At 58.6% G+C, this 19,952-nt stretch carries 18 protein-coding genes, 5 tRNA genes and 1 riboswitch; of the genes, 17 read left to right on the forward strand and 6 right to left on the reverse strand.

Features of this window, described 5'->3' with window-relative positions; all coding sequences use genetic code 11:
- Positions 1-56: 56 nt before the first annotated feature.
- The 3 genes from astB (at position 57) to astE (ending at position 2,779) form a co-directional block, all read left to right on the forward strand.
- The gene (gene astB / locus JJN09_RS14865) at positions 57-1,403 is read left to right on the forward strand and encodes an N-succinylarginine dihydrolase (RefSeq protein ID WP_249482427.1); all 1,347 of its coding nucleotides are present in this window, start codon (positions 57-59) and stop codon (positions 1,401-1,403) included.
- A 62-nt stretch (positions 1,404-1,465) separates the two neighbouring features.
- A complete protein-coding gene (locus JJN09_RS14870) occupies positions 1,466-1,756 on the forward strand; it encodes a topoisomerase II (protein WP_102621065.1) in 291 nt (96 codons plus the stop codon).
- 12 nt (positions 1,757-1,768) lie between these two features.
- On the forward strand, positions 1,769-2,779 hold the full coding sequence (gene astE / locus JJN09_RS14875; protein WP_249482428.1) for a succinylglutamate desuccinylase: 1,011 nt from the start codon (positions 1,769-1,771) through the stop codon (positions 2,777-2,779).
- A gap of 154 nt (positions 2,780-2,933) precedes the next feature.
- Here the strand turns inward: astE and JJN09_RS14880 are convergent, their stop codons facing one another.
- Complete coding sequence (locus tag JJN09_RS14880; RefSeq protein WP_011335530.1) at positions 2,934-3,443, reverse strand: 6,7-dimethyl-8-ribityllumazine synthase; 510 nt, start codon at positions 3,441-3,443, stop codon at positions 2,934-2,936.
- A gap of 103 nt (positions 3,444-3,546) precedes the next feature.
- A riboswitch (FMN riboswitch) is annotated at positions 3,547-3,718 on the reverse strand.
- A gap of 197 nt (positions 3,719-3,915) precedes the next feature.
- On the opposite strand from JJN09_RS14880, the gene ltaE reads away from it, so the two are divergent.
- The 8 genes from ltaE to JJN09_RS14920 all read left to right on the forward strand — a co-directional run bounded on the left by ltaE (position 3,916) and on the right by JJN09_RS14920 (position 10,029).
- A complete protein-coding gene (ltaE, locus tag JJN09_RS14885) occupies positions 3,916-4,920 on the forward strand; it encodes a low-specificity L-threonine aldolase (RefSeq protein ID WP_249482429.1) in 1,005 nt (334 codons plus the stop codon).
- 146 nt (positions 4,921-5,066) lie between these two features.
- Positions 5,067-7,685 (forward strand): alanine--tRNA ligase, encoded by a 2,619-nt coding sequence (gene alaS / locus JJN09_RS14890; RefSeq protein ID WP_249482430.1) that lies wholly within the window; start codon positions 5,067-5,069, stop codon positions 7,683-7,685.
- Positions 7,686-7,776: 91 nt separating this feature from the next.
- Positions 7,777-9,018, forward strand: coding sequence for an aspartate kinase (locus tag JJN09_RS14895; protein WP_249482431.1), 1,242 nt, complete (start codon positions 7,777-7,779; stop codon positions 9,016-9,018).
- Positions 9,019-9,205: 187 nt separating this feature from the next.
- Complete coding sequence (gene csrA / locus JJN09_RS14900; protein ID WP_002554426.1) at positions 9,206-9,394, forward strand: carbon storage regulator CsrA; 189 nt, start codon at positions 9,206-9,208, stop codon at positions 9,392-9,394.
- A 62-nt stretch (positions 9,395-9,456) separates the two neighbouring features.
- Positions 9,457-9,547 (forward strand) — tRNA-Ser (locus JJN09_RS14905).
- Between the two features lie 107 nt (positions 9,548-9,654).
- Positions 9,655-9,731, forward strand: a tRNA-Arg gene (locus JJN09_RS14910).
- Positions 9,732-9,803: 72 nt separating this feature from the next.
- Positions 9,804-9,880: transfer RNA gene (locus tag JJN09_RS14915), tRNA-Arg, on the forward strand.
- Positions 9,881-9,952: 72 nt separating this feature from the next.
- Positions 9,953-10,029: transfer RNA gene (locus tag JJN09_RS14920), tRNA-Arg, on the forward strand.
- Between the two features lie 19 nt (positions 10,030-10,048).
- On the opposite strand, the gene JJN09_RS14925 is transcribed toward JJN09_RS14920, so the two are convergent.
- Complete coding sequence (locus JJN09_RS14925) at positions 10,049-10,567, reverse strand: cell envelope protein SmpA (RefSeq protein WP_249482432.1); 519 nt, start codon at positions 10,565-10,567, stop codon at positions 10,049-10,051.
- A gap of 319 nt (positions 10,568-10,886) precedes the next feature.
- On the opposite strand from JJN09_RS14925, the gene mgtE reads away from it, so the two are divergent.
- On the forward strand, positions 10,887-12,329 hold the full coding sequence (gene mgtE, locus JJN09_RS14930) for a magnesium transporter (protein WP_249482433.1): 1,443 nt from the start codon (positions 10,887-10,889) through the stop codon (positions 12,327-12,329).
- 114 nt (positions 12,330-12,443) lie between these two features.
- Here mgtE and JJN09_RS14935 read toward each other — a convergent pair whose 3' ends face one another.
- Positions 12,444-12,770, reverse strand: coding sequence for an Arc family DNA-binding protein (locus tag JJN09_RS14935; protein WP_003178899.1), 327 nt, complete (start codon positions 12,768-12,770; stop codon positions 12,444-12,446).
- Positions 12,771-13,159: 389 nt separating this feature from the next.
- Between JJN09_RS14935 and phnN the strand changes: the two genes are divergently transcribed.
- Entirely contained in the window at positions 13,160-13,729 is a 570-nt protein-coding gene (phnN, locus tag JJN09_RS14940) for a phosphonate metabolism protein/1,5-bisphosphokinase (PRPP-forming) PhnN (protein WP_249482434.1), read from the forward strand.
- On the opposite strand, the gene JJN09_RS14945 is transcribed toward phnN, so the two are convergent.
- Together JJN09_RS14945 and JJN09_RS14950 are read right to left on the reverse strand one after the other, a co-directional pair.
- Entirely contained in the window at positions 13,704-13,883 is a 180-nt protein-coding gene (locus tag JJN09_RS14945) for a PA3371 family protein (protein ID WP_249482435.1), read from the reverse strand. The genes phnN and JJN09_RS14945 overlap by 26 nt on opposite strands.
- A gap of 19 nt (positions 13,884-13,902) precedes the next feature.
- A complete protein-coding gene (locus tag JJN09_RS14950; RefSeq protein ID WP_249482436.1) occupies positions 13,903-14,133 on the reverse strand; it encodes a hypothetical protein in 231 nt (76 codons plus the stop codon).
- Between the two features lie 284 nt (positions 14,134-14,417).
- Between JJN09_RS14950 and JJN09_RS14955 the strand changes: the two genes are divergently transcribed.
- Positions 14,418-14,494, forward strand: a tRNA-Arg gene (locus JJN09_RS14955).
- A 71-nt stretch (positions 14,495-14,565) separates the two neighbouring features.
- On the opposite strand, the gene JJN09_RS14960 is transcribed toward JJN09_RS14955, so the two are convergent.
- Positions 14,566-15,939: a lysozyme inhibitor LprI family protein gene (locus JJN09_RS14960; protein ID WP_249482437.1), complete on the reverse strand. Its 1,374-nt coding sequence runs from the start codon at positions 15,937-15,939 to the stop codon at positions 14,566-14,568.
- A 222-nt stretch (positions 15,940-16,161) separates the two neighbouring features.
- Between JJN09_RS14960 and JJN09_RS14965 the strand changes: the two genes are divergently transcribed.
- From JJN09_RS14965 to JJN09_RS14975, 3 genes are all read left to right on the forward strand, one after another.
- On the forward strand, positions 16,162-17,766 hold the full coding sequence (locus JJN09_RS14965) for a tetratricopeptide repeat-containing response regulator (protein WP_249482438.1): 1,605 nt from the start codon (positions 16,162-16,164) through the stop codon (positions 17,764-17,766).
- Positions 17,763-18,455, forward strand: coding sequence for a sensor histidine kinase KdpD (locus tag JJN09_RS14970; protein WP_249482439.1), 693 nt, complete (start codon positions 17,763-17,765; stop codon positions 18,453-18,455). Before JJN09_RS14965 ends, JJN09_RS14970 begins: the two co-directional genes overlap by 4 nt.
- A gap of 219 nt (positions 18,456-18,674) precedes the next feature.
- Positions 18,675-19,916 carry a glutamine synthetase family protein gene (locus JJN09_RS14975; protein ID WP_249490811.1) on the forward strand — a complete coding sequence of 414 codons (1,242 nt, stop codon included), beginning with the start codon at positions 18,675-18,677 and terminating at the stop codon, positions 19,914-19,916.
- Positions 19,917-19,952 lie beyond the last annotated feature (36 nt).

Consider the following 19,952-nt stretch of genomic DNA (forward strand, 5'->3'; position numbering starts at 1 on the left):
TCTTATTGAATTGTTACCCGATGCCTATAACAACAGATTCTCGTGGAGCCTCGCTGATGAAATCCTATGAAGTCAATTTTGACGGTCTAGTGGGGCCGACCCATAACTACGGTGGTCTGTCCTACGGCAACGTTGCGTCCCAGAGCAACAGCCAGCAGTCCTCGAACCCGAAGGAAGCGGCGCTGCAAGGGCTGGCGAAAATGAAAGCGCTGATGGAAATGGGCTTTCAGCAGGGCGTTCTCGCACCGCAGGAGCGTCCGGACGTGGCCGCTTTGCGCCGTCTGGGTTTCAGTGGCACCGACGCGCAGGTCATCGAGCGCGCCGCGAAAGACGCGATGCCGCTGCTGGTTGCCAGTTGCTCGGCGTCGAGCATGTGGGTGGCCAACGCCGCCACGGTCAGCCCGAGTGCCGACACCGCTGACGGTCGCGTGCATTTCACCGCCGCCAACCTGAACTGCAAATACCACCGCAGCATCGAGCACCCGACCACCAGTCGCGTGTTGGGTGCAATGTTCGCCGATCAACAGCACTTTGCTCACCACGCCGCATTGCCGGCGGTGGCGCAGTTCGGCGACGAAGGCGCGGCCAACCACACACGTTTCTGCCGTGAGTACGGCGAGGCTGGCGTCGAGTTTTTCGTGTTCGGTCGCAGTGCGTTCGACACTCGTTACCCGGCACCACAGAAGTACCCGGCACGCCAGACCCTCGAAGCCTCGCAAGCGGTCGCCCGTCTGCACGGTCTGCGCGACGAAGGCGTGGTCTACGCGCAACAGAATCCGGCCGTGATCGATCAGGGCGTGTTCCACAACGACGTGATCGCGGTGGGCAACGGCGAGGTGCTGTTCTATCACGAGGACGCGTTCCTCGACACCGATCAGATGCTGGCTGAACTGCAAGCCAAACTGGCCAAGGTCGGCGGCAACTTCCAGTCGGTCTGCGTGCCGCGTTCGGCGGTCACCGTGGACGATGCGGTGCGTTCCTACCTGTTCAACAGCCAGTTGCTGTCGCGTCCTGACGGTTCGATGCTGCTGATCGTGCCGGAAGAGTGCCGTGGCAACGAGCGCGTGTGGAATTACCTGCAAGGCCTGACCAACTCCGGCGGCCTGATCCGTGAAGTGAAGGTTTTCGACCTCAAGCAAAGCATGCAGAACGGCGGTGGCCCGGCGTGCCTGCGACTGCGCGTCGCGCTCAACGAAACCGAGCTGGCGGCCGTCAACCCAGGGGTTATCATGACCGCCCCGTTGTACGATTCGTTGACCGCATGGGTTGAAAAGCACTACCGCGACCGCCTGAGCGAAAGCGACCTGGCGGACCCGCAATTGCTGCTTGAATGCCGGACGGCACTGGATGAACTGACGCAAATCCTTAAACTGGGCGCGGTTTATCCATTCCAGATCAATTGATGACCGGCGCGCCGCCTGAACGCGGCGCGCGGTTTGTCTCCCCAACTGAGCGTAAAAAAGACATGAGCGATTCCCTGCGGCTGATCCTTGAAGACACCGATGGCAAGCAACTGGAAACTTCCTGTACCCGCGTCGCGGTCATGTGGCAAGGCAAAGAGCTGTGGATTCAGCAGGACGGCCGCGGCCAACTGTTGATCGGCGTGGACGTCGAAGAGGGCGATGCTGAGTACGCCAACCTGCTGCTGCGCCCATTGGCGACTAATCTGGTAAGTCTGCAGCTGGAAATGGAACCGGCCGACGTTGGCGACGACGAAGACCACGTGCACGGCCCGGATTGCAACCACGACCACTAAGGAAACCGCTCTATGCTCGCCCTCGGCAAACTGCTTGAACTGACCCTCGCCGGCCGCGAACCGGCGGAGAAGACTCAACTGACTGTCGAAGGCGTGCGCATGCGCTGGTTGAGCGAGGGTGCGCTGGAAGTCCGGCCACCCGAAGCGCGCGACAATGGCCTGGACCTGCTGCTGTCGGCAGGCATCCACGGCAATGAAACGGCACCGATCGAATTGCTCGACCGGCTGCTGCATGACATCGCCCGCGGCGATCTGAAGCCGCGCGCACGCATTCTGTTCCTGTTCGGCAACCCGGAAGCGATTCGCAAGGGCGAGCGTTTCATCGAGCAGGACGTCAATCGGCTGTTCAACGGCCGTCACGAACAAAGCAGCGGCTCCGAAGCCCTGCGTGCCTGCGAGCTGGAGCGCCTGGCCGCGAGTTTCTTCAGCGTGCCGGATCGTCAGCGTCTGCACTACGACCTGCACACGGCGATTCGTGGCTCGAAAATCGAACAGTTCGCCCTGTATCCGTGGAAGGAAGGTCGCCAGCATTCCCGTCAGGAACTGGCCCGCCTGCGTGCCGCCGGCATGGAGGCGGTGCTGTTGCAGAACAAACCGTCGATCGTGTTCAGCTCCTACACCTACGACAAGCTCGGGGCTGAGTCCTTCACGCTGGAACTGGGCAAGGCGCGGCCGTTCGGGCAGAACGCCGGGGTAAACGTGTCGCTGCTGGAAACCCGTCTGAAGCAGATCATCGAAGGCACCGAGCCGGAGATGGCCGAGCAGGGCCTGGACGGTCTGCAACTGTTCAGCGTGGCGCGGGAAATCATCAAGCACAGCGATGCGTTCCGCCTGAACCTGCCGGCGGACATCGAAAACTTTTCGGAACTGGATGTGGGTTATGTGCTGGCCGAAGACCTGGCCAATACCCGCTGGGTCATAGAGGAACAGGGCGCGCGGATCATCTTCCCCAATCCCAAGGTCAAGAACGGCCTGCGGGCGGGCATTTTGATTGTGCCGACCACTGACGAAAATCTCGCCTGACCCGATTTTCGGTTCCACATAAACCACTGTGGGAGCGGGCTTGCCCGCGATGGCGGACAGTCAGTCAATATCTACAGTGACTGATACACCGCTATCGCAGGCAAGCCTGCTCCCACAGAGGGATGAGTGAGACCGGAGATCTCACTCAGCGTATTTAGACCGCTACAGCACGTGGCTCGGTGCGGCGCAACGCACGCACTTTCTGCAACGTATCGGCGCATGTCTTCGCCGCTTCCTGACCTTTGTGCACGAAGTGTTCGAAGAAGAACTTCTGGTGTTCTTCGCCGGCATGGAAGTGGTGCGGGGTCAGCGACACCGAGAACACCGGTACTTCGGTTTCCAGCTGAACCTGCATCAGGCCGCTGACGACCGACTGGGCGACGAATTCGTGACGATAGATCCCGCCGTCCACCACCAGGGCAGCGGCAACGATACCGGCATAACGGCCGGTCTTGGCCAGCAGTTTGGCGTGCAGAGGCATTTCAAAGGCGCCGCCGACTTCGAAGAAATCGATGTCCGATTCCTGATAGCCCTGAGCGATCATTTCGGCGAGGAAGCCTTTACGGCTCTGATCGACGATTTCCTTGTGCCAGCAGGCCTGGATGAACGCGACGCGCTCGCCGTGGGTGTGTTTGCTTTTGCTGTCGATAGCGGTGGGTTGCATGTTCTGACTCCTGTTTGTGTGAAAAACAGGGCGTTATGAATCGAAAGGGATTCAAGGGTACGCGCGCATGCTCGAAGGCTTGCGGACGGCCCTTTGGCGTCAATCCCGTTCTCTCTTCATCCGGACTATGACCGTCGGCCCCGGAATCACACCGGGTCTGCTGACCTTGCCGCCGCTCACAGCTTTTGCCGTGCCTGACACCAAGCGCTCGCGGGCTATGCGCATTGCGCGCAATTACCGCCGGTGGGGAATTGCACCCCGCCCTGAGAACGTTTCGCCACCCTTTATCGGGCGGCGCAGCGTTTTTAACACAGATTGCCGGGCTGTGCATCGCGCCTTTGTGATGATTGCCATCGGGTTTTTCGAAGCGTGGAAGCGACTTTTCCTTGCGCAAGGGTTGATTAATCCGCGCCATGCCCGCAGTAATTCCTCTTCGAAAAGGGATTTCCCCTGCTGACCAGAGGCCAGGTTCATGAGTGTTATCGATCTTCGCAGCGACACCGTCACCCAACCGACTCCCGCCATGCTCGACGCGATGACCGCTGCGGCCACCGGTGATGATGTGTATGGCGAAGATCCGACGGTCAATCGTCTGGAAGCCGAACTGGCAAAACGGCTGGGTTTTGCAGCCGCGCTGTTCGTCCCGACCGGCACCATGAGCAACCTGTTGGGCTTGATGGCGCATTGCGAACGCGGTGACGAGTACATCGTCGGGCAGCAGGCGCATACCTACAAGTACGAGGGTGGCGGTGCGGCAGTGCTCGGTTCGATTCAGCCGCAGCCGCTTGAAGTGCAGGTCGATGGTTCGCTGGACCTGGATCAGGTGGCGGCGGCGATCAAGCCTGACGACTTCCACTTCGCCCGTACGCGTCTGCTGGCGCTGGAAAACACCATGCAAGGCAAAGTGCTGCCTCTGGAATATCTGGCCCGGGCGCGCCAGTTCACCCAGGACAACGGCCTGCAACTGCATCTGGACGGCGCGCGGTTGTACAACGCAGCGGTCAAACTTGGGGTTGATGCCCGGGAGATCACGCAATACTTCGATTCGGTGTCGGTGTGCCTGTCCAAAGGCCTCGGCGCGCCGGTGGGTTCGGTACTTTGCGGTTCGGTCGAGCTGATCGGCAAGGCGCGGCGCCTGCGCAAGATGGTCGGCGGTGGCATGCGTCAGGCCGGGTTGCTGGCGGCGGCGGGGCTGTATGCGCTGGATCACCACGTCGAGCGCCTGGCGGATGACCATGCCAACGCGCAATTTCTGGCCGAAGGCCTGCGCGAGGCCGGTTTCACCGTCGAGCCGGTGCAGACCAACATGGTTTACGTGCAGATGGGCGACCGTGCCGAGGCGATCAAGGCGTTTGCCGCCGAGCGCGGGATCAAATTGAGCGCTGCCGCCCGTCTGCGGATGGTCACGCACATGGACGTCAATCGCTCGCAAATCGAGCAAGTGATCGCGACATTCGTCGAGTTTTCGCGCAAGTGACAGCGTTAGCCGCCCAATTGACCGTTTCTATCGTATAAACACGCTGTACCCCGCGCGCAGGGCCGATATAATGCGGCCCTTTGCCGTCGCTTCGTCTGTTGACGTTTCGCACAGGCCTTTGGCCGCAGCCTCCGTGGAAGAACCTAATGAAAAGCGCAGAAATCCGTGAAGCCTTCCTTCGCTTCTTCGAAGAGCAAGGCCACACCCGTGTAGCCTCCAGCTCTTTGATTCCGGGCAACGACCCAACCCTGCTGTTCACCAACGCGGGGATGAACCAGTTCAAGGACTGCTTCCTGGGCCAGGAAAAACGCGCGTACACCCGTGCGACCAGCAGCCAGAAATGCGTGCGTGCCGGTGGCAAGAACAGCGACCTGGAAAACGTCGGTTATACCGCCCGTCACCACACCTTCTTCGAAATGCTGGGCAACTTCAGCTTCGGTGACTATTTCAAGCACGACGCGATTACCTTCGCCTGGACGTTCCTGACCGGTGTCCTGAAACTGCCGAAGGAAAAGCTCTGGGTTACCGTCTACGCCTCCGACGACGAAGCGTATGACATCTGGACCAAACAAATCGGTGTGCCGGTCGAGCGCATGATTCGCATCGGCGACAACAAAGGCGCGCCTTACGCGTCCGACAACTTCTGGACCATGGGCGATACCGGCCCGTGCGGCCCATGCACCGAGATTTTCTACGATCACGGCGACCACATCTGGGGCGGCCCACCGGGTTCGCCGGAAGAAGATGGCGACCGTTACATCGAGATCTGGAACAACGTGTTCATGCAGTTCAACCGCACCGCCGACGGCGTGTTGCATCCGTTGCCAGCGCCGTCGGTGGATACCGGCATGGGCCTGGAGCGGATCAGTGCGGTGATGCAGCACGTCAACTCCAACTACGACATCGACCTGTTCAAGAACCTGCTGAAAGCTTCGGCTGAGGCAATCGGCTGCGAAAATGGCGACCAGTCTTCGCTCAAGGTTGTTTCCGACCACATCCGTTCGTGCGGTTTCCTGATCGCCGACGGCGTGCTGCCGTCCAACGAAGGTCGCGGTTATGTATTGCGCCGGATCATCCGTCGTGCCTGCCGTCACGGTAACAAACTGGGCGCAACCGGCAGCTTCTTCTACAAGATCGTTGCGGCGCTGGTCGCCGAGATGGGCGAAGCGTTCCCGGAACTGAAGAAGCAGCAATCGAACATCGAGCGTGTGCTCAAGGCCGAAGAAGAGCAGTTCTCCAAGACCCTGGAGCACGGCCTGAAGATTCTCGAGCAGGATCTGCTGGAACTCAAAGGCACCGTGGTGCCGGGCGACGTGGTGTTCAAACTCTACGACACCTACGGTTTCCCGATGGACCTGACCGCCGACATCGCTCGCGAGCGCAGCCTGACCGTCGACGAAGTCGGTTTCGAACGTGAGATGGAAGCCCAGCGTGTTCGTGCGCGTTCGGCCAGCTCGTTCGGTCTGGACTACAACACCTTGGTCAAGGTTGATGTGGCCACCGAGTTCACCGGTTACACCGACACCAGCGGTTCGGCGAAAATTGTCGCCATCTATAAAGATGGCCAGTCGGTCGACGTCTTGAATGAAGGCGAAGAGGCGGTGATCGTTCTGAATCAGACGCCGTTCTACGCTGAATCTGGCGGCCAGGTGGGAGATTGCGGTTATCTGCAGGCCGGCAACAGCCGTTTCGACGTGCGCGACACCACCAAGACCGGCGGCGCGTTCCTGCACCACGGTGTGTTGGCGTCCGGCAGTTTAATCATCGGCGCGCCAGTGGAAACCCACGTGGATGCCGAAGTGCGTCACGCGACTTCGTTGAACCACTCGGCCACTCACTTGCTGCACGCTGCATTGCGTCAGGTGCTGGGTGAGCATGTTCAGCAGAAAGGTTCGTTGGTTGATAGCCAGCGCCTGCGTTTCGACTTCAGCCACTTTGAAGCGATCAAGCCTGAGCAAATCAAAGCGCTGGAAGACATCGTCAACGCCGAGATCCGCAAGAACTCCGCTGTTGAAACCGAAGAAACCGACATCGAAACCGCCAAGCAGAAAGGCGCGATGGCGTTGTTCGGCGAGAAGTACGGCGACAACGTGCGCGTGCTGAGCATGGGCGGCGATTTCTCCGTCGAGCTGTGCGGCGGTATCCACGCCAACCGTACCGGCGACATCGGCCTGCTGAAAATCATCAGCGAAGGCGGTGTGGCATCGGGCGTGCGTCGTATCGAAGCAGTCACCGGCGCTGCGGCGCTGGCCTACTTGAACGCAGCGGAAGAACAACTCAAGGAAGCGGCCAACCTGGTCAAGGGCAGCCGCGACAACCTGATCGACAAGCTGTCGGCTGTGCTGGAGCGCAACCGTGCGCTTGAAAAGCAGCTCGAGCAGTTGCAGGCCAAGGCCGCTGCTGCTGCCGGTGACGATCTGTCGGCCTCGGCCGTGGACGTCAAGGGTGTGAAGGTTCTGGCCGTGCGTCTGGATGGTCAGGATGGCAAGGCGCTGCTGGCGCTGGTCGATCAGCTGAAAAACAAACTCGGCCGCGCAGTGATCCTGCTCGGCAGTGTCCATGAGGAAAAGGTCGTACTGGTTGCAGGCGTGACCAAGGACCTGACTGGCCAACTCAAAGCCGGTGATTTGATGAAACAGGCTGCTGCGGCAGTGGGCGGGAAGGGCGGTGGTCGTCCGGACATGGCGCAGGGCGGTGGTGTTGACGCCGGCGCACTGGATGGCGCACTGGCGCTGACCATTCCATTCGTCGAGCAGGGTTTATAAGACGGCCCGTGGGGCCCGCAGTCTAGTGGCGGGCCCGACGGCTGTTTGAGTTGATTATTGGGCGCCCTTCATGGGCAGAGGCGGCTTTGAAATGGCTTTGATCGTACAGAAATTTGGAGGCACCTCGGTCGGCACTGTCGAGAGAATCGAGCAGGTCGCCGACAAGGTTAAGAAATTCCGCGATGCCGGCGATGACCTGGTGGTTGTGCTGTCTGCAATGAGCGGCGAAACCAACCGTCTGATCGATCTGGCCAAGCAAATCAGTGGCGACGATCAACCGGTTCCGCGTGAGCTGGACGTGATCGTTTCCACCGGTGAGCAGGTGACGATTGCCCTGTTGGCCATGGCGCTGATCAAGCGTGGTGTGCCGGCGGTGTCGTACACCGGTAACCAGGTGCGGATCCTGACGGACAGTGCGCACAATAAAGCGCGTATCTTGCAGATTGATGACCAGAAGATTCGCGGCGACCTGAAGGCCGGCCGCGTGGTTGTGGTCGCCGGTTTCCAGGGCGTCGACGAGCACGGCAACATCACGACCCTGGGTCGTGGCGGTTCCGACACCACCGGCGTGGCGCTGGCCGCTGCGCTGAAGGCTGACGAATGCCAGATCTACACCGACGTCGATGGTGTCTACACCACTGACCCGCGTGTGGTTTCGGTCGCTCAGCGTCTGGACAAGATCACCTTCGAAGAGATGCTGGAAATGGCCAGCCTCGGTTCCAAGGTGCTGCAGATCCGCGCGGTGGAGTTCGCCGGCAAGTACAACGTTCCGCTGCGCGTACTGCACAGCTTCAAGGAGGGTCCGGGCACCCTCATTACTATTGATGAAGAGGAAACCATGGAACAGCCGATCATTTCCGGCATCGCTTTCAACCGCGATGAAGCCAAGCTGACCATCCGTGGCGTGCCAGACACCCCGGGCGTGGCGTTCAAGATTCTCGGCCCGATCAGTGCCGCGAACATCGAAGTCGACATGATCGTGCAGAACGTCGCGCACGATAACACCACCGACTTCACCTTCACCGTGCACCGCAACGACTACCAGGCCGCACAGACCGTGCTGGAAAACACCGCTCGCGAGATCGGTGCACGTGAAGTCGTCGGCGACACCAAGATTGCCAAGGTCTCGATCGTCGGCGTCGGCATGCGTTCCCACGCAGGCGTGGCCAGCCGCATGTTCGAATCCCTGGCGAAGGAAAGCATCAACATCCAGATGATCTCGACTTCGGAAATCAAGGTTTCCGTGGTGATCGAAGAGAAGTACCTGGAACTGGCCGTGCGCGCCCTGCACACGGCTTTCGAACTGGACGCTCCGGCCCGTCAGGGCGAGTAATCCTGGTCAATGAAGGGCGCGGTCTGACCGCGCCCTTTATTTTTTGAATGGCGCGAGCCCTGAACTGTTCTTTTGCTCGCGCTGGTCAATACTCAGGCATGTAGGGCTACGATCGCTCCGGTTGTAGGTCGGGTGCCTTTTTTTTGCAGACTGTTGTCCCTGAAATGATTCGCGTGAGGAGAAAGGTATGCTGATTCTGACTCGTCGGTGCGCAGAAAGCCTGATTATCGGTGATGGAGAAATCACCGTGACCGTGCTCGGCGTTAAAGGAAATCAAGTGCGTATCGGCGTCAACGCCCCGAAAGAGGTGGCCGTGCACCGTGAGGAAATCTATCTGCGTATAAAGAAAGAGAAGGACGAAGAACCAAGCCATTAATTTTTATCGATTTTTATGTTTGCAAACGGGGAAAAGGTTGGTTAAGATACGCCCCGTGTTGCGGAGAGCTGGCCGAGTGGCCGAAGGCGCTCCCCTGCTAAGGGAGTACACCTCACAAGGGTGTCGGGGGTTCGAATCCCCCGTTCTCCGCCATTATTTGCTTAGTACGTCGTAATCTGGCTTTTTCTGTAAGTTGTTGAAATTAATAGAAAAAGTGGTTTGAATAGAGATTAGACGGGCTATAATGCGGCGCAACAAATGCACTCGTAGCTCAGCTGGATAGAGTACTCGGCTACGAACCGAGCGGTCACAGGTTCGAATCCTGTCGAGTGCACCATTTAAGAGTCAATTGCAGCAATGTAAATGACTCGGCTTCAACCAGGTGTGATCTGGTCTATCAAACACAAATGCACTCGTAGCTCAGCTGGATAGAGTACTCGGCTACGAACCGAGCGGTCACAGGTTCGAATCCTGTCGAGTGCACCATTTAAGGGTTAGTTGCAGTAATGCAGATAACTTGGTTTCAGCCAGTTGTGGTCTGGTCTAAAAACACAAAATGCACTCGTAGCTCAGCTGGATAGAGTACTCGGCTACGAACCGAGCGGTCACAGGTTCGAATCCTGTCGAGTGCACCATATACCGAAAAGCCCGCGTTTAACGCGGGCTTTTTGCTGTCCGGGATTTGGCTTTTCCCGTCACGCATCCTTTCTCATCAAAATCAACTTGAGCACTGCGGCCTCGCTTGAGGTCGTAACGATAGCTCGTTGCCGAATTGCGAATGCTCACCTTGTCGGGTTTGCCCAGGGCGCTTTCAACATCTTGTTGGCTCATGCCGGCGATGATTCGTTGATTGATGATTGCTTCGCGCTTCTGTCGCGCATCGATCAGATCTCCGCATTTGTCTTGCGTCCGTCCAACGACAGCCATTTCCCGTTTTCTGATATTCATACCGGATATTTCTTCGTGCCGGGCTTCGGGCATCAGTGCCACGGTCGAGCCGGGCGAGTAGGGGCGTACTTCCTGAAGTGAAAGATGCTCATCGTTCGCGCAGCTCAGTGTCGTGAAGGTGAGGCTGCCGTCAGCGGCTTCACAGCGATGAAGTGTCGTTGCGCTCCCTATGGGTGGGAGGCAGAGCAGGGTGGTCAACATGAATCGGGATGTTTTCGATGGCATTCGGCGTCCTCCATGACGATCTTTCTCAAGCGTAGCCGGCAGTTTTTTTACTGCTGGTGTGTTTTCTTTTCAGGATGAGTCGTCGCAGTCTGAAGAGTCAGGACAGCGCTCAGCTTTGTCTCGCAAGCGCTTGTTTCAGCCTAGATTTTTAACGTTTAAAACCGTCAGGCGGTGTATCATTGCGCCCGTCAGCCCCGCCGGGGCTTATGGAAAACCTCCATGGACTTACCCAGTAGTTACTCAGTACCCCGTTTTACCAATCATGAATTGACTGATTGATCCTTCCGGCGTGCCCCGCTGCTGGGAGTGGAGTTCGCCTATGTCCGAAATCGAAGTAAAGAAAACACAGGAAAGCCTGCAGGATCGCCTGGCTCAGGTCGTTGAGCTGCTGCAGCGCCAACGGGTCGTCGAAGACCTGACTCACCGCCAGGAAGGCGCACATCATGACCGGGTCGAGAACCTGGTCCACCGGCAAAACCTCGTCGAGCTGCAACGCAAGCTCGATGATCTGCACTCCGCCGACGTTGCCTACATTCTTGAAGCCCTGCCGCTGGACGATCGTCTGACGCTCTGGCAGTTGGTCAAGGCTGATCGCGACGGCGACATTCTTCTCGAAGTATCCGACTCCGTCCGTGAAACGCTGATCGCCGACATGGATGATCACGAGCTCCTGGCTGCCGCCAAGGACATGGATGCCGACGAACTTGCTGACCTGGCCTCCGAGCTGCCGCGAGACGTCGTCCATGAGCTGATGGAGACCCTGGATCAGCAACAACGCGAGCGTGTGCGTTCGGCCCTCTCCTATGACGAGGAGCAGGTCGGTGCGCTGATGGACTTCGAGATGGTGACCATCCGTGAGGACGTCAGTCTCGAAGTGGTTCTGCGTTACCTGCGCCGCCTCAAAGAGCTGCCGGGCCATACCGACAAACTGTTCGTAGTCGATTACGACGGCGTGCTCAAGGGCGTGCTGCCGATCAAGCGATTGCTGGTCAATGACCCTGAGAAACAGGTTTCCGAAGTAATGGCCAGCGATCCGGTGAGTTTCCACCCGGACGAAGACGCCTACGACGCTGCTCAGGCGTTCGAACGTTACGACTTGATCTCGGCCCCGGTGGTCGACAAGAACGGCAAGCTGATCGGCCGTCTGACCATCGACGAAATGGTCGACCTGATTCGTGAGGAGAGCGAAAACGAAGTCCTCAACATGGCGGGTCTGCGTGAAGAGGAAGACATTTTCGCTTCGGTCTGGAAATCCCTGCGCAACCGTTGGGCGTGGCTGGCGATCAACCTGATCACGGCATTCGTCGCGTCGCGGGTGATCGGTCTGTTCGAGGGCTCGATCGAGAAGCTGGTGGCGCTGGCGGCCCTGATGCCGATTGTGGCGGGCATTGGCGGCAACTCCGGCAACCAGACGATCACCATGATCGTTCGTGCCATGGCGCTCGATCAGGTCAGCACCGGCAACACGTCGCGTCTGATGCGCAAGGAGCTCGCCGTAGCGTTGATCAACGGCCTGGTCTGGGGTGGTGTGATTGGTGTGGTGGCTTACTTGCTCTACGGCAGTTGGTCGCTGGGTGTGGTGATGACGGCCGCCATGACGCTCAACCTGCTGCTGGCAGCGTTGATGGGCGTATTGATCCCTATGACCCTCGCCAAGATGGGGCGCGACCCGGCAATGGGTGCCAGCGTGATGATCACGGCCATGACCGACAGTGGTGGCTTCTTCATCTTTCTGGGACTGGCAACGATTTTCCTGCTCTGATTGCTCGCATCGAAACAGCCCGCCGATTGGCGGGCTTTTTTTCGTCCTTGAAAAGCCCGAATGTCGGGCAAAAAAAAGCCAGCATTCATGCTGGCTTGAGATGTTCGGTTTGACTCAGGATGCGTCTGCGGCCATTTCGGCGTCGTGGGCGATCAGAGAAACCAGCGCGTTCTGCTGGCGATGGGAGAGTTGACGGAAGCGTTGCAGCAACTCGCGTTCGTGCAGCGAAAGCTCCGGGCTGTCGAGGCGCATGCTCAGCTCTTCGCCCAGTGCACCTTCCTGAATAAGACTCTGCTCAAGGCGCGCAATGATCTCGGAGTTCATGCTGCGATGATGATTGCGAGCCACCTCGGCAATGCGTTCACGCATTCCGTCTGGCAGACGTACGACGAACTTGTCAGCCGTACGGCTGGAATAAATTGCCTGTTTCAATGGGCGCATATATTTAACCGGTTAGTTCAGGGGAGCGGTTCTCGGGATTGGCCGCAGGATGAGTCGTAGGACAAGCATCCGCGCCAAATGGTTCAACCTGAATTGTTAAGAGGCGCGCATCATGCCTCAAAATTGCCAGATCATTGGCGTCAATTCTGTGACAAATATTGAGCCGGGTAAAGGCGTAATGCCAGCACCAATTATCAGAAATGCGGACTGGTTTGAAAAGAATGCGTCGGCCCGTATCGCTGACCGCGTCCTGAAGCGCACGAACAGATGCCCGAAGACGTCAGACCGTGCATGCTATGCGGCTAGAATCCTTGTTCCTTACCTTGTACAGGATAGTGGCAAATGGCCGATTTACTAGGGGCAAATGCCCGCCGGAGGGCGTTTTCAGGATGGATGGCAGGCTGATTTATCTTATGGGGCCATCCGGCTCCGGCAAGGACAGTCTGATCGAGGCTGCGCGCGAGCCTTTACGCGATTTGAACTGCGCAGTCATACGTCGGGTGATCACGCGTTCGGCCGAATCGGTGGGCGAGGATGCGATCGGTGTGACCCCGCAAGAGTTCGAGCGGCGTCAGCGAGCCGGTGATTTTTCTCTCGCTTGGCAAGCCAACGGCCTCTCCTACGGAATTCCGGTAGAAATGGACCAATGGTTGAAAGCCGGAAAGTACGTGCTGGTCAACGGTTCTCGGGCGAACCTTCGACAAGCGCTGGAAGGCTACCCGACACTGGTGCCAGTGTTGCTGACAGTTCGCGATGATGTCTTGCGTGAACGCTTGCTCAGGCGTGGCCGGGAGACCCTTGAGCAGATCGATGCCAGGCTCGCCCGCAACGCGCTGTTCAAGGAAAGACGTTCAACCGACAAGCCTGTGCATCTGATCGACAACTCGGGCGACCTCACTGATGCCGTCGATCAACTGCTGAACCTGGTCAGGCTCAGCGCAGAACCGGATCAAACTTGATCTTGCGCCCGGCAACCAGCGCCAGCGCAAACAGCACAGCGAAAACGCCACAGCCAATCAGGGGTAAAGAGATTTCCGTCTCTTCGAACAGCGAGAAATGCAAAACACCGCTCAAGAAAGCGAGGATCAACAACCCCAGGGCGGATTTGGACATGCTGTACTCCAAAAATGATTCAAAACACCAGGCGTTCGGACATGGGGGTCGTCTGTGCCTGATCTGACTCGCTGACATCTTGCGCAACAATGCCGCGCTGATCGCTCAGCACCGCCCATTGCGGCGCCTTTTGCACTTGCAGGTAGTGCGGCATGCGCTGTGCCACTGTCTCAGTGTGTTGAGGAACAAATTGAAACCCCACCAGAACCGTCAGGGCGATTGCGTTGGCGAGCAAGAGGACGCGGTTCATGAGGCGGGACTCCAGTTGTTCTTTTATAAGAATCACTGAAGCAGCCGTCGTGCCACTAGTCTAACCGCTGCCAAGTCCTTTAAAAACAAGCATTTAGCAGGGTTTTTAGAACGGCGTGGATTGCATTCTGCAATGATGGCTTTTTGGAGGGATGCAAATTGCACGATAAAATGTCCGACTGCATTGCAGGGCGCCTGCCTACACTTAAAAAGCCCTGCGGACGACATGACAAATCAGGGCCTGGCCGTTAACATGCACGCCGTCTGTCGCACTGACAGTCCTGTGTCTCAGTAGCTCAATTGGATAGAGCATCCCCCTCCTAAGGGGAAGGTTGGCAGTTCGAACCTGCCCTGGGACACCATATTTTAGAAAGCCCCGCGCAGAGTGATCTGGCGGGGCTTTTTTGTGCTGGCCGGTCAAGGGTGGCAGAGGCTAGATCCCGTCATCCGGCTCGACTTTTCCGATTGAAGTGCTCACTCCGGTCAGATGTCGACGTCCGTTGACTTCGTAAGTGAGGCCACCTCCGTCTGAATCAGGTTTGCGCAATGCGAGCTGTGCTGATAGCCCTCCGTTTTCGCTGTAACCGCCAAACCAGTCAATCAATGCCCCGATGTAGCAATCGCTTCCGATGACGACGGGTAAATCAGCCACCATTTCGATGGTGTAATGCGTCGGACCATAACTGTAGTAATCGTTTTCCCCGGCGCCACTCGGAGGAATAGGACAGAGCGGACTCTTCTGAGCAGTGGCTTTTGCGGTGGTGCTTTCACTCAGTTTGGACAGTGCTCGGTTGAGTGTTTGGTGCAGCGCCGGCTCGAGATCGAAGGCTGTCACACCATCTTCTTTGTGCTGGGTGCGGGGCACATTGAGGTCATACCGATAGCCCACCGTCACGGTGGGAACATCGCTGTTTATTTTCAGGGGGTTGAGCAAATAGACCTGGTCGACACCATAGGTCCCGTTGCGATAGGCCGCATACACTTTACCGTGGAGCGTGATCCAGTCGTTGGATTGGTTCGCACCTCGATCATTGGTGTAAAAAAGATAGCTCTCGGCGCTCTTCTCGGGGCCGAGCGCAGCGGCTCTCCGGATGAACCGGTCTTGAGTACGAAGGTAGGTTTCGGTGTAAGTGAACAACCCCGTGCCACCGGCATAAGTCGATACGATCAGATCGCGCTGCTCATCGCCGTCCAGATCCATCAGGGTGTATGAGGTCTGCCCGAAATCCACCGCTCCGGTGATATCCGAGGCGGTCAGCGCCTTCCACTCGTCCGTCGTGACATCTTTGGGCCGGGTCTTGGGAAAGAGGGTCTGGTCATCTTCACCGGTCTCGCCAGAGAATGACGTTTCAGTGGTGTTAGTCCGCAGAGACTCAAGGGTTCGCTCCAGTGCAAACTCGGGATGAATCTTGCTCATCTCCTGAATTCGTTGCTGCAGATCGACCATTGCCTGTTTATCAGTCTCGGCTGGCTGGTAAGCCAGCGCATCGCTCCACTGCGCGTTCAGTACCTGCAAACGATCTTGATATCGCTGGTTCAGGCAGCTGACGTCCTCGGCGCATTGGTTGCGCTCCTTCAACCATTCGCGCTGGGCCTTCTTGATCTCTGTCTGCGCCTGCGGTGCCGCATTCATAAACTGGCGATAGATCGCGCCCATCTGGCCATCCAGCTTACGCAGGCCTTCACTGGCGCAAATCGCATTCTCCACAACACTCACAGCCTTTGTGCAGTCCATTCCGGTCGCCAGTGCCTGCTGGAGAAACAGCAGTGCACAGGCCGACACGATGTAGCGTCCTTTGATGTACACGATGAAAACCTTGAAGTAGGAGGGTGAGAGCAGGCGCGCAGGGTAATCGCTGTGCAATGAATCTTGAAGCCCCGCTTCAAGAGAACCGTTGATCCGGCCGATAACCCGTTCGGTGACTTCAGAGTCGCACGAAATCGCTTGATAGCATTTGGCCGGCAGCTATTATCTGCGCGCCTGAAATGTGCCCTCGGTCCATCCTCTTCAATTGCCTGGAAATCCTCGATGCTGTCGTATCACCAAAAGAGTTTTCTGATCGTCGATGATTTCTCGGATTTCCGCAGTTCCGTACGCTCGATGTTGCGCGAGTTGGGCGTCAAGGATGTGGACACCGCCGACACCGGTGAGCAGGCGCTGAAAATGTGCGCGCAGAAGTCCTATCACTTCATCCTCCAGGACTTCCACCTCGGTGACGGCAAGAAAAACGGTCAGCAGGTGCTGGAAGACCTGATGGTGGACAAGCTGATCAGTCACGAAGCGGTGTTTGTGATGGTCACCGCCGAGACCAGTCAGGCAATGGTGCTCAGTGCCCTGGAGCACGAGCCGGATGCGTACCTGACCAAGCCGTTCAACCGCATCGGCCTGGCCCAGCGTCTTGAACGTCTGGAGCAGCGCAAGACCCTGCTCAAACCGATTCTGCAAGCCCTCGACCGTGGCAAACCGGTCGAGGTGCTCAACGCCTGTATCGCCCTGTGCAAGCAGGACATCCGCTATTCGCCGTTGTGCCTGCGCTATCGCGCGGATGCCTTGCGCGACATGAATCAGAACGAAGCGCTGGAGCGGCTGTATGACAGCATCATCGCTGACCGGCCGTTGCCGTGGGCATTTGCCGGGCTGGGCAAGTTGTTGTTCAAGCGCGGTCAGATTGCCCAGGCCAAAGGCGTGTATGAAAAAGCCCTGAAGGTGTTCCCGATGATGCCGGCGCTGTACGACGGCATGGCGGATGTGTTGGTGGCCGAAGGTGATACCAAAGGCGCGCAACGGACACTGGAAGAGGCGATTCGCCTGTCGCCGCTGGCGGTGCGCCGACAGGCGCTACTCGGCAAACTGGCAATGGCCAACGAGGATTTCGACACGGCGTCGCGGGCCTATCGTCAGGCCGTGTCCCAAGGCGCGCAGTCGCGCTTCAAAGACCCGGAAAGCAATCTGGGCCTGGCCCATGCGCTGATCAGCAAGGGCAGCGAGAAGGGCCTCGACACCCGCACGCGGCTGGAGATCAACACCACCCTCAGTGCCGTGGCCAAGGAAAACCCGACCGACCCGGGCCTGCAGATTCGTGCGCGTCTGATGAAGGCCACCAGCCTGCTGCTCAACGACGCCGAAACCGCCGAGAAACTCACCGAGCAAGCGCTGATGCGCCTCGACGGCATGGAACAGTTCATGAGCCCCGAGGCCGCGCTGCTGGTCGCCAAGCAATTGCAGATGCTCGGTCAGGCCGAGGCGGGCACGTCGATGCTCAAGAGCTGCGCGGAAATCTACGGCGATGACCCGACGGTGATGAAAGACATCGCCAAGCTCACCGACGACCCGACTATTCTCAGCTCCAGTAACGCGGCCGCCGACCTCAACCGTCAGGGCGTGCGCGTGTACAAGACCGGCAACCTGGTGGAGGCCCGCGAAGTCTTCCGCAAGGCGCTGAAGATGCAACCGAAGAACATCAGTATTGCACTGAACATGGCGCAATCGCTGCTGCACGGCACCGACACCAATGTGCCGTCGGCGGAGCTGGAAGAATGTCGGGCCTGCCTGAAAATGGTCGGCCTGATGCCCGACACCGACGCGCGTTATCCGCGTTATCAGAAGCTGAAAAGCAAGGCGTTTGGCGAATGAACCAAGACGAGCAGGCACTGGATTTTTCCACGGTGATTGCCTCCACCGTGCACGACATGAAGAACTCTCTGGCGATGCTGATGCAGGCCCACAGCCAATGGCTGGCGCGTCTGCCCGAGGCCCAGCGCAAGGTGCCGGAGCAGGGCGTGATCGACTTCGAGTTCGCCCACCTCAACGGCATGCTGGTTCAGTTGCTGGGGCTGTACAAGCTCGGGGTCAACCAGATGCCGTTGCAGCCGGCTTACCACGATCTGGACGATTTCATCGAGGCGCAACTGGCGGCTCATCAAGAGGTTTTCGCCAGTCGTGGAATCATTGCGACTTACGAAGTCGACCCGCTCAGTCCCCTGGGTTTCTTCGACCGTGAACTGATCGCCTCGGTGCTGGGCAACTGCATCAACAACGCAATCCGCTACGCCCGCGAATCGCTGCTGATCACCGTCAGTGACGAGGCCGGGCAACTGGTGTTGAGCATCAACGACGACGGCGACGGTTACCCGGTCGAGATGCTCGAGCGCCAGGCCGACTATGTGCAGGGCATCAATCACAGCAGCGGCAGTACCGGCCTCGGTCTGTACTTCGCCGGGCGCATAGCGGCGCTGCATCAGCGCAACGGTGTCGGCGGTCGGACCGAGATCCGCAATGGCGGGCCACTGGGCGGCGGCGTGTTCAGTATTTACCTGCCCTGAATCACGGGTTCATCGACTCGAAGTCTTTTTGTTGGCCGCTGCTTGATATTCCGAACAGCTGAAGCCTATTTTGTCCGGGTCGCCGTTCGCGGCTCGCACAATAACAAGGATTGCGTCATGACAACCGATGGCCAGCGTTCACTCGCGCAGCGATTGACGGGCATTGATGAGATTGAATGTGTCACGCCGGATTTGAACGGCGTACCACGAGGCAAGGTAATGACCGCCGAGGGTTTCCTCGAAGGGCGGCGTTTGCAGATGGCCCGGGGGGTGCTGCTGCAATGCATCATGGGGGGCTATCCCGCTGCGCGGTTCTACGGCAGCGATGACGGCGATCTGGCGCTGGTGGCCGATCCTGCGCAGATCCATCCTCTGCCGTGGAGTCAGGAGCCGCGTGCCCTGGCGATCTGCGATGCCGACGAGCTGACCGGCGAAAGCTCCAACCTGTCGACCCGTGGCCAGCTCAAGAAAGTCATTGCCCGCTACGCAGCCCTCGGCCTGGCGCCGGTGGTGGCGACTGAACTCGAATTCTTTGTGTTCGCTCCGAACACTGATCCGACTCAACCGTTCCAGCCGCCAGTCGGTCTCGACGGTCGTCGCGAAGATGGCCATTCGGCGTTCAGCGTCAGTTCCAACAACGGTCTGCGGCCGTTCTTCAGTGAAGTCTACAAATGCATGGCGGCCCTGGGTCTGCCGCGCGATACCTTCATGCACGAAATGGGCGTCAGCCAGTTCGAGATCAACCTGCTGCACGGTGATCCGCTGTTGCTGGCCGACCAGACCTTCCTGTTCAAGCACCTGCTCAAGGAAGTCGCGCTCAAGCATGGCCTGACCGTGGTCTGCATGGCCAAGCCGCTGGCGCACACACCGGGCAGTTCGATGCACATTCACCAGAGCATCGTCGAGATCGGCAGCGGCAAGAATGTGTTCAGCGATGGAAACGGTCAGCCGACTGCGACGTTCCGCCATTTCATCGGCGGGCAGCAGGCAGGCATGGCCGATTTCACCGCGTTGTTTGCACCGAACGTCAATTCCTACCAGCGTCTGTGCCATCCGTTTGCGTCGCCGAACAATGCCTGCTGGTCCCACGACAACCGCGCTGCGGGCTTGCGGATTCCGGCCAGTTCGCCGGTCGCCCGCCGGGTCGAGAACCGTTTGCCGGGCGCCGATGCCAACCCTTACCTGGCGATTGCCGCGAGTCTGGCGGCCGGTCTGCACGGTATCGAACATGAGCTGGAGCCGAGTGCGCCGATCCAGGGTGAATTCGAAGTGCCGGACAATCTTTCGCTGCCGTGTACTTTGCACGCCGCGCTCGAGCGTCTGAAACGCAGCCAGTTGGCCAAGGAACTGTTCGGCAAGGAGTTCATCGAAGGCTACATCGCTTCGAAAACCATGGAGTTGACCAGTTTTTACGATGAAATCACTCCCTGGGAACGGCGTGTTCTAGCTGCCCAGGCCTGACGAACTGTCGCCATCGGGCTATCGTTTGATAGCCCG

The organism is Pseudomonas sp. HS6 (genome assembly GCF_023375815.1).
GTDB lineage: Bacteria > Pseudomonadota > Gammaproteobacteria > Pseudomonadales > Pseudomonadaceae > Aquipseudomonas.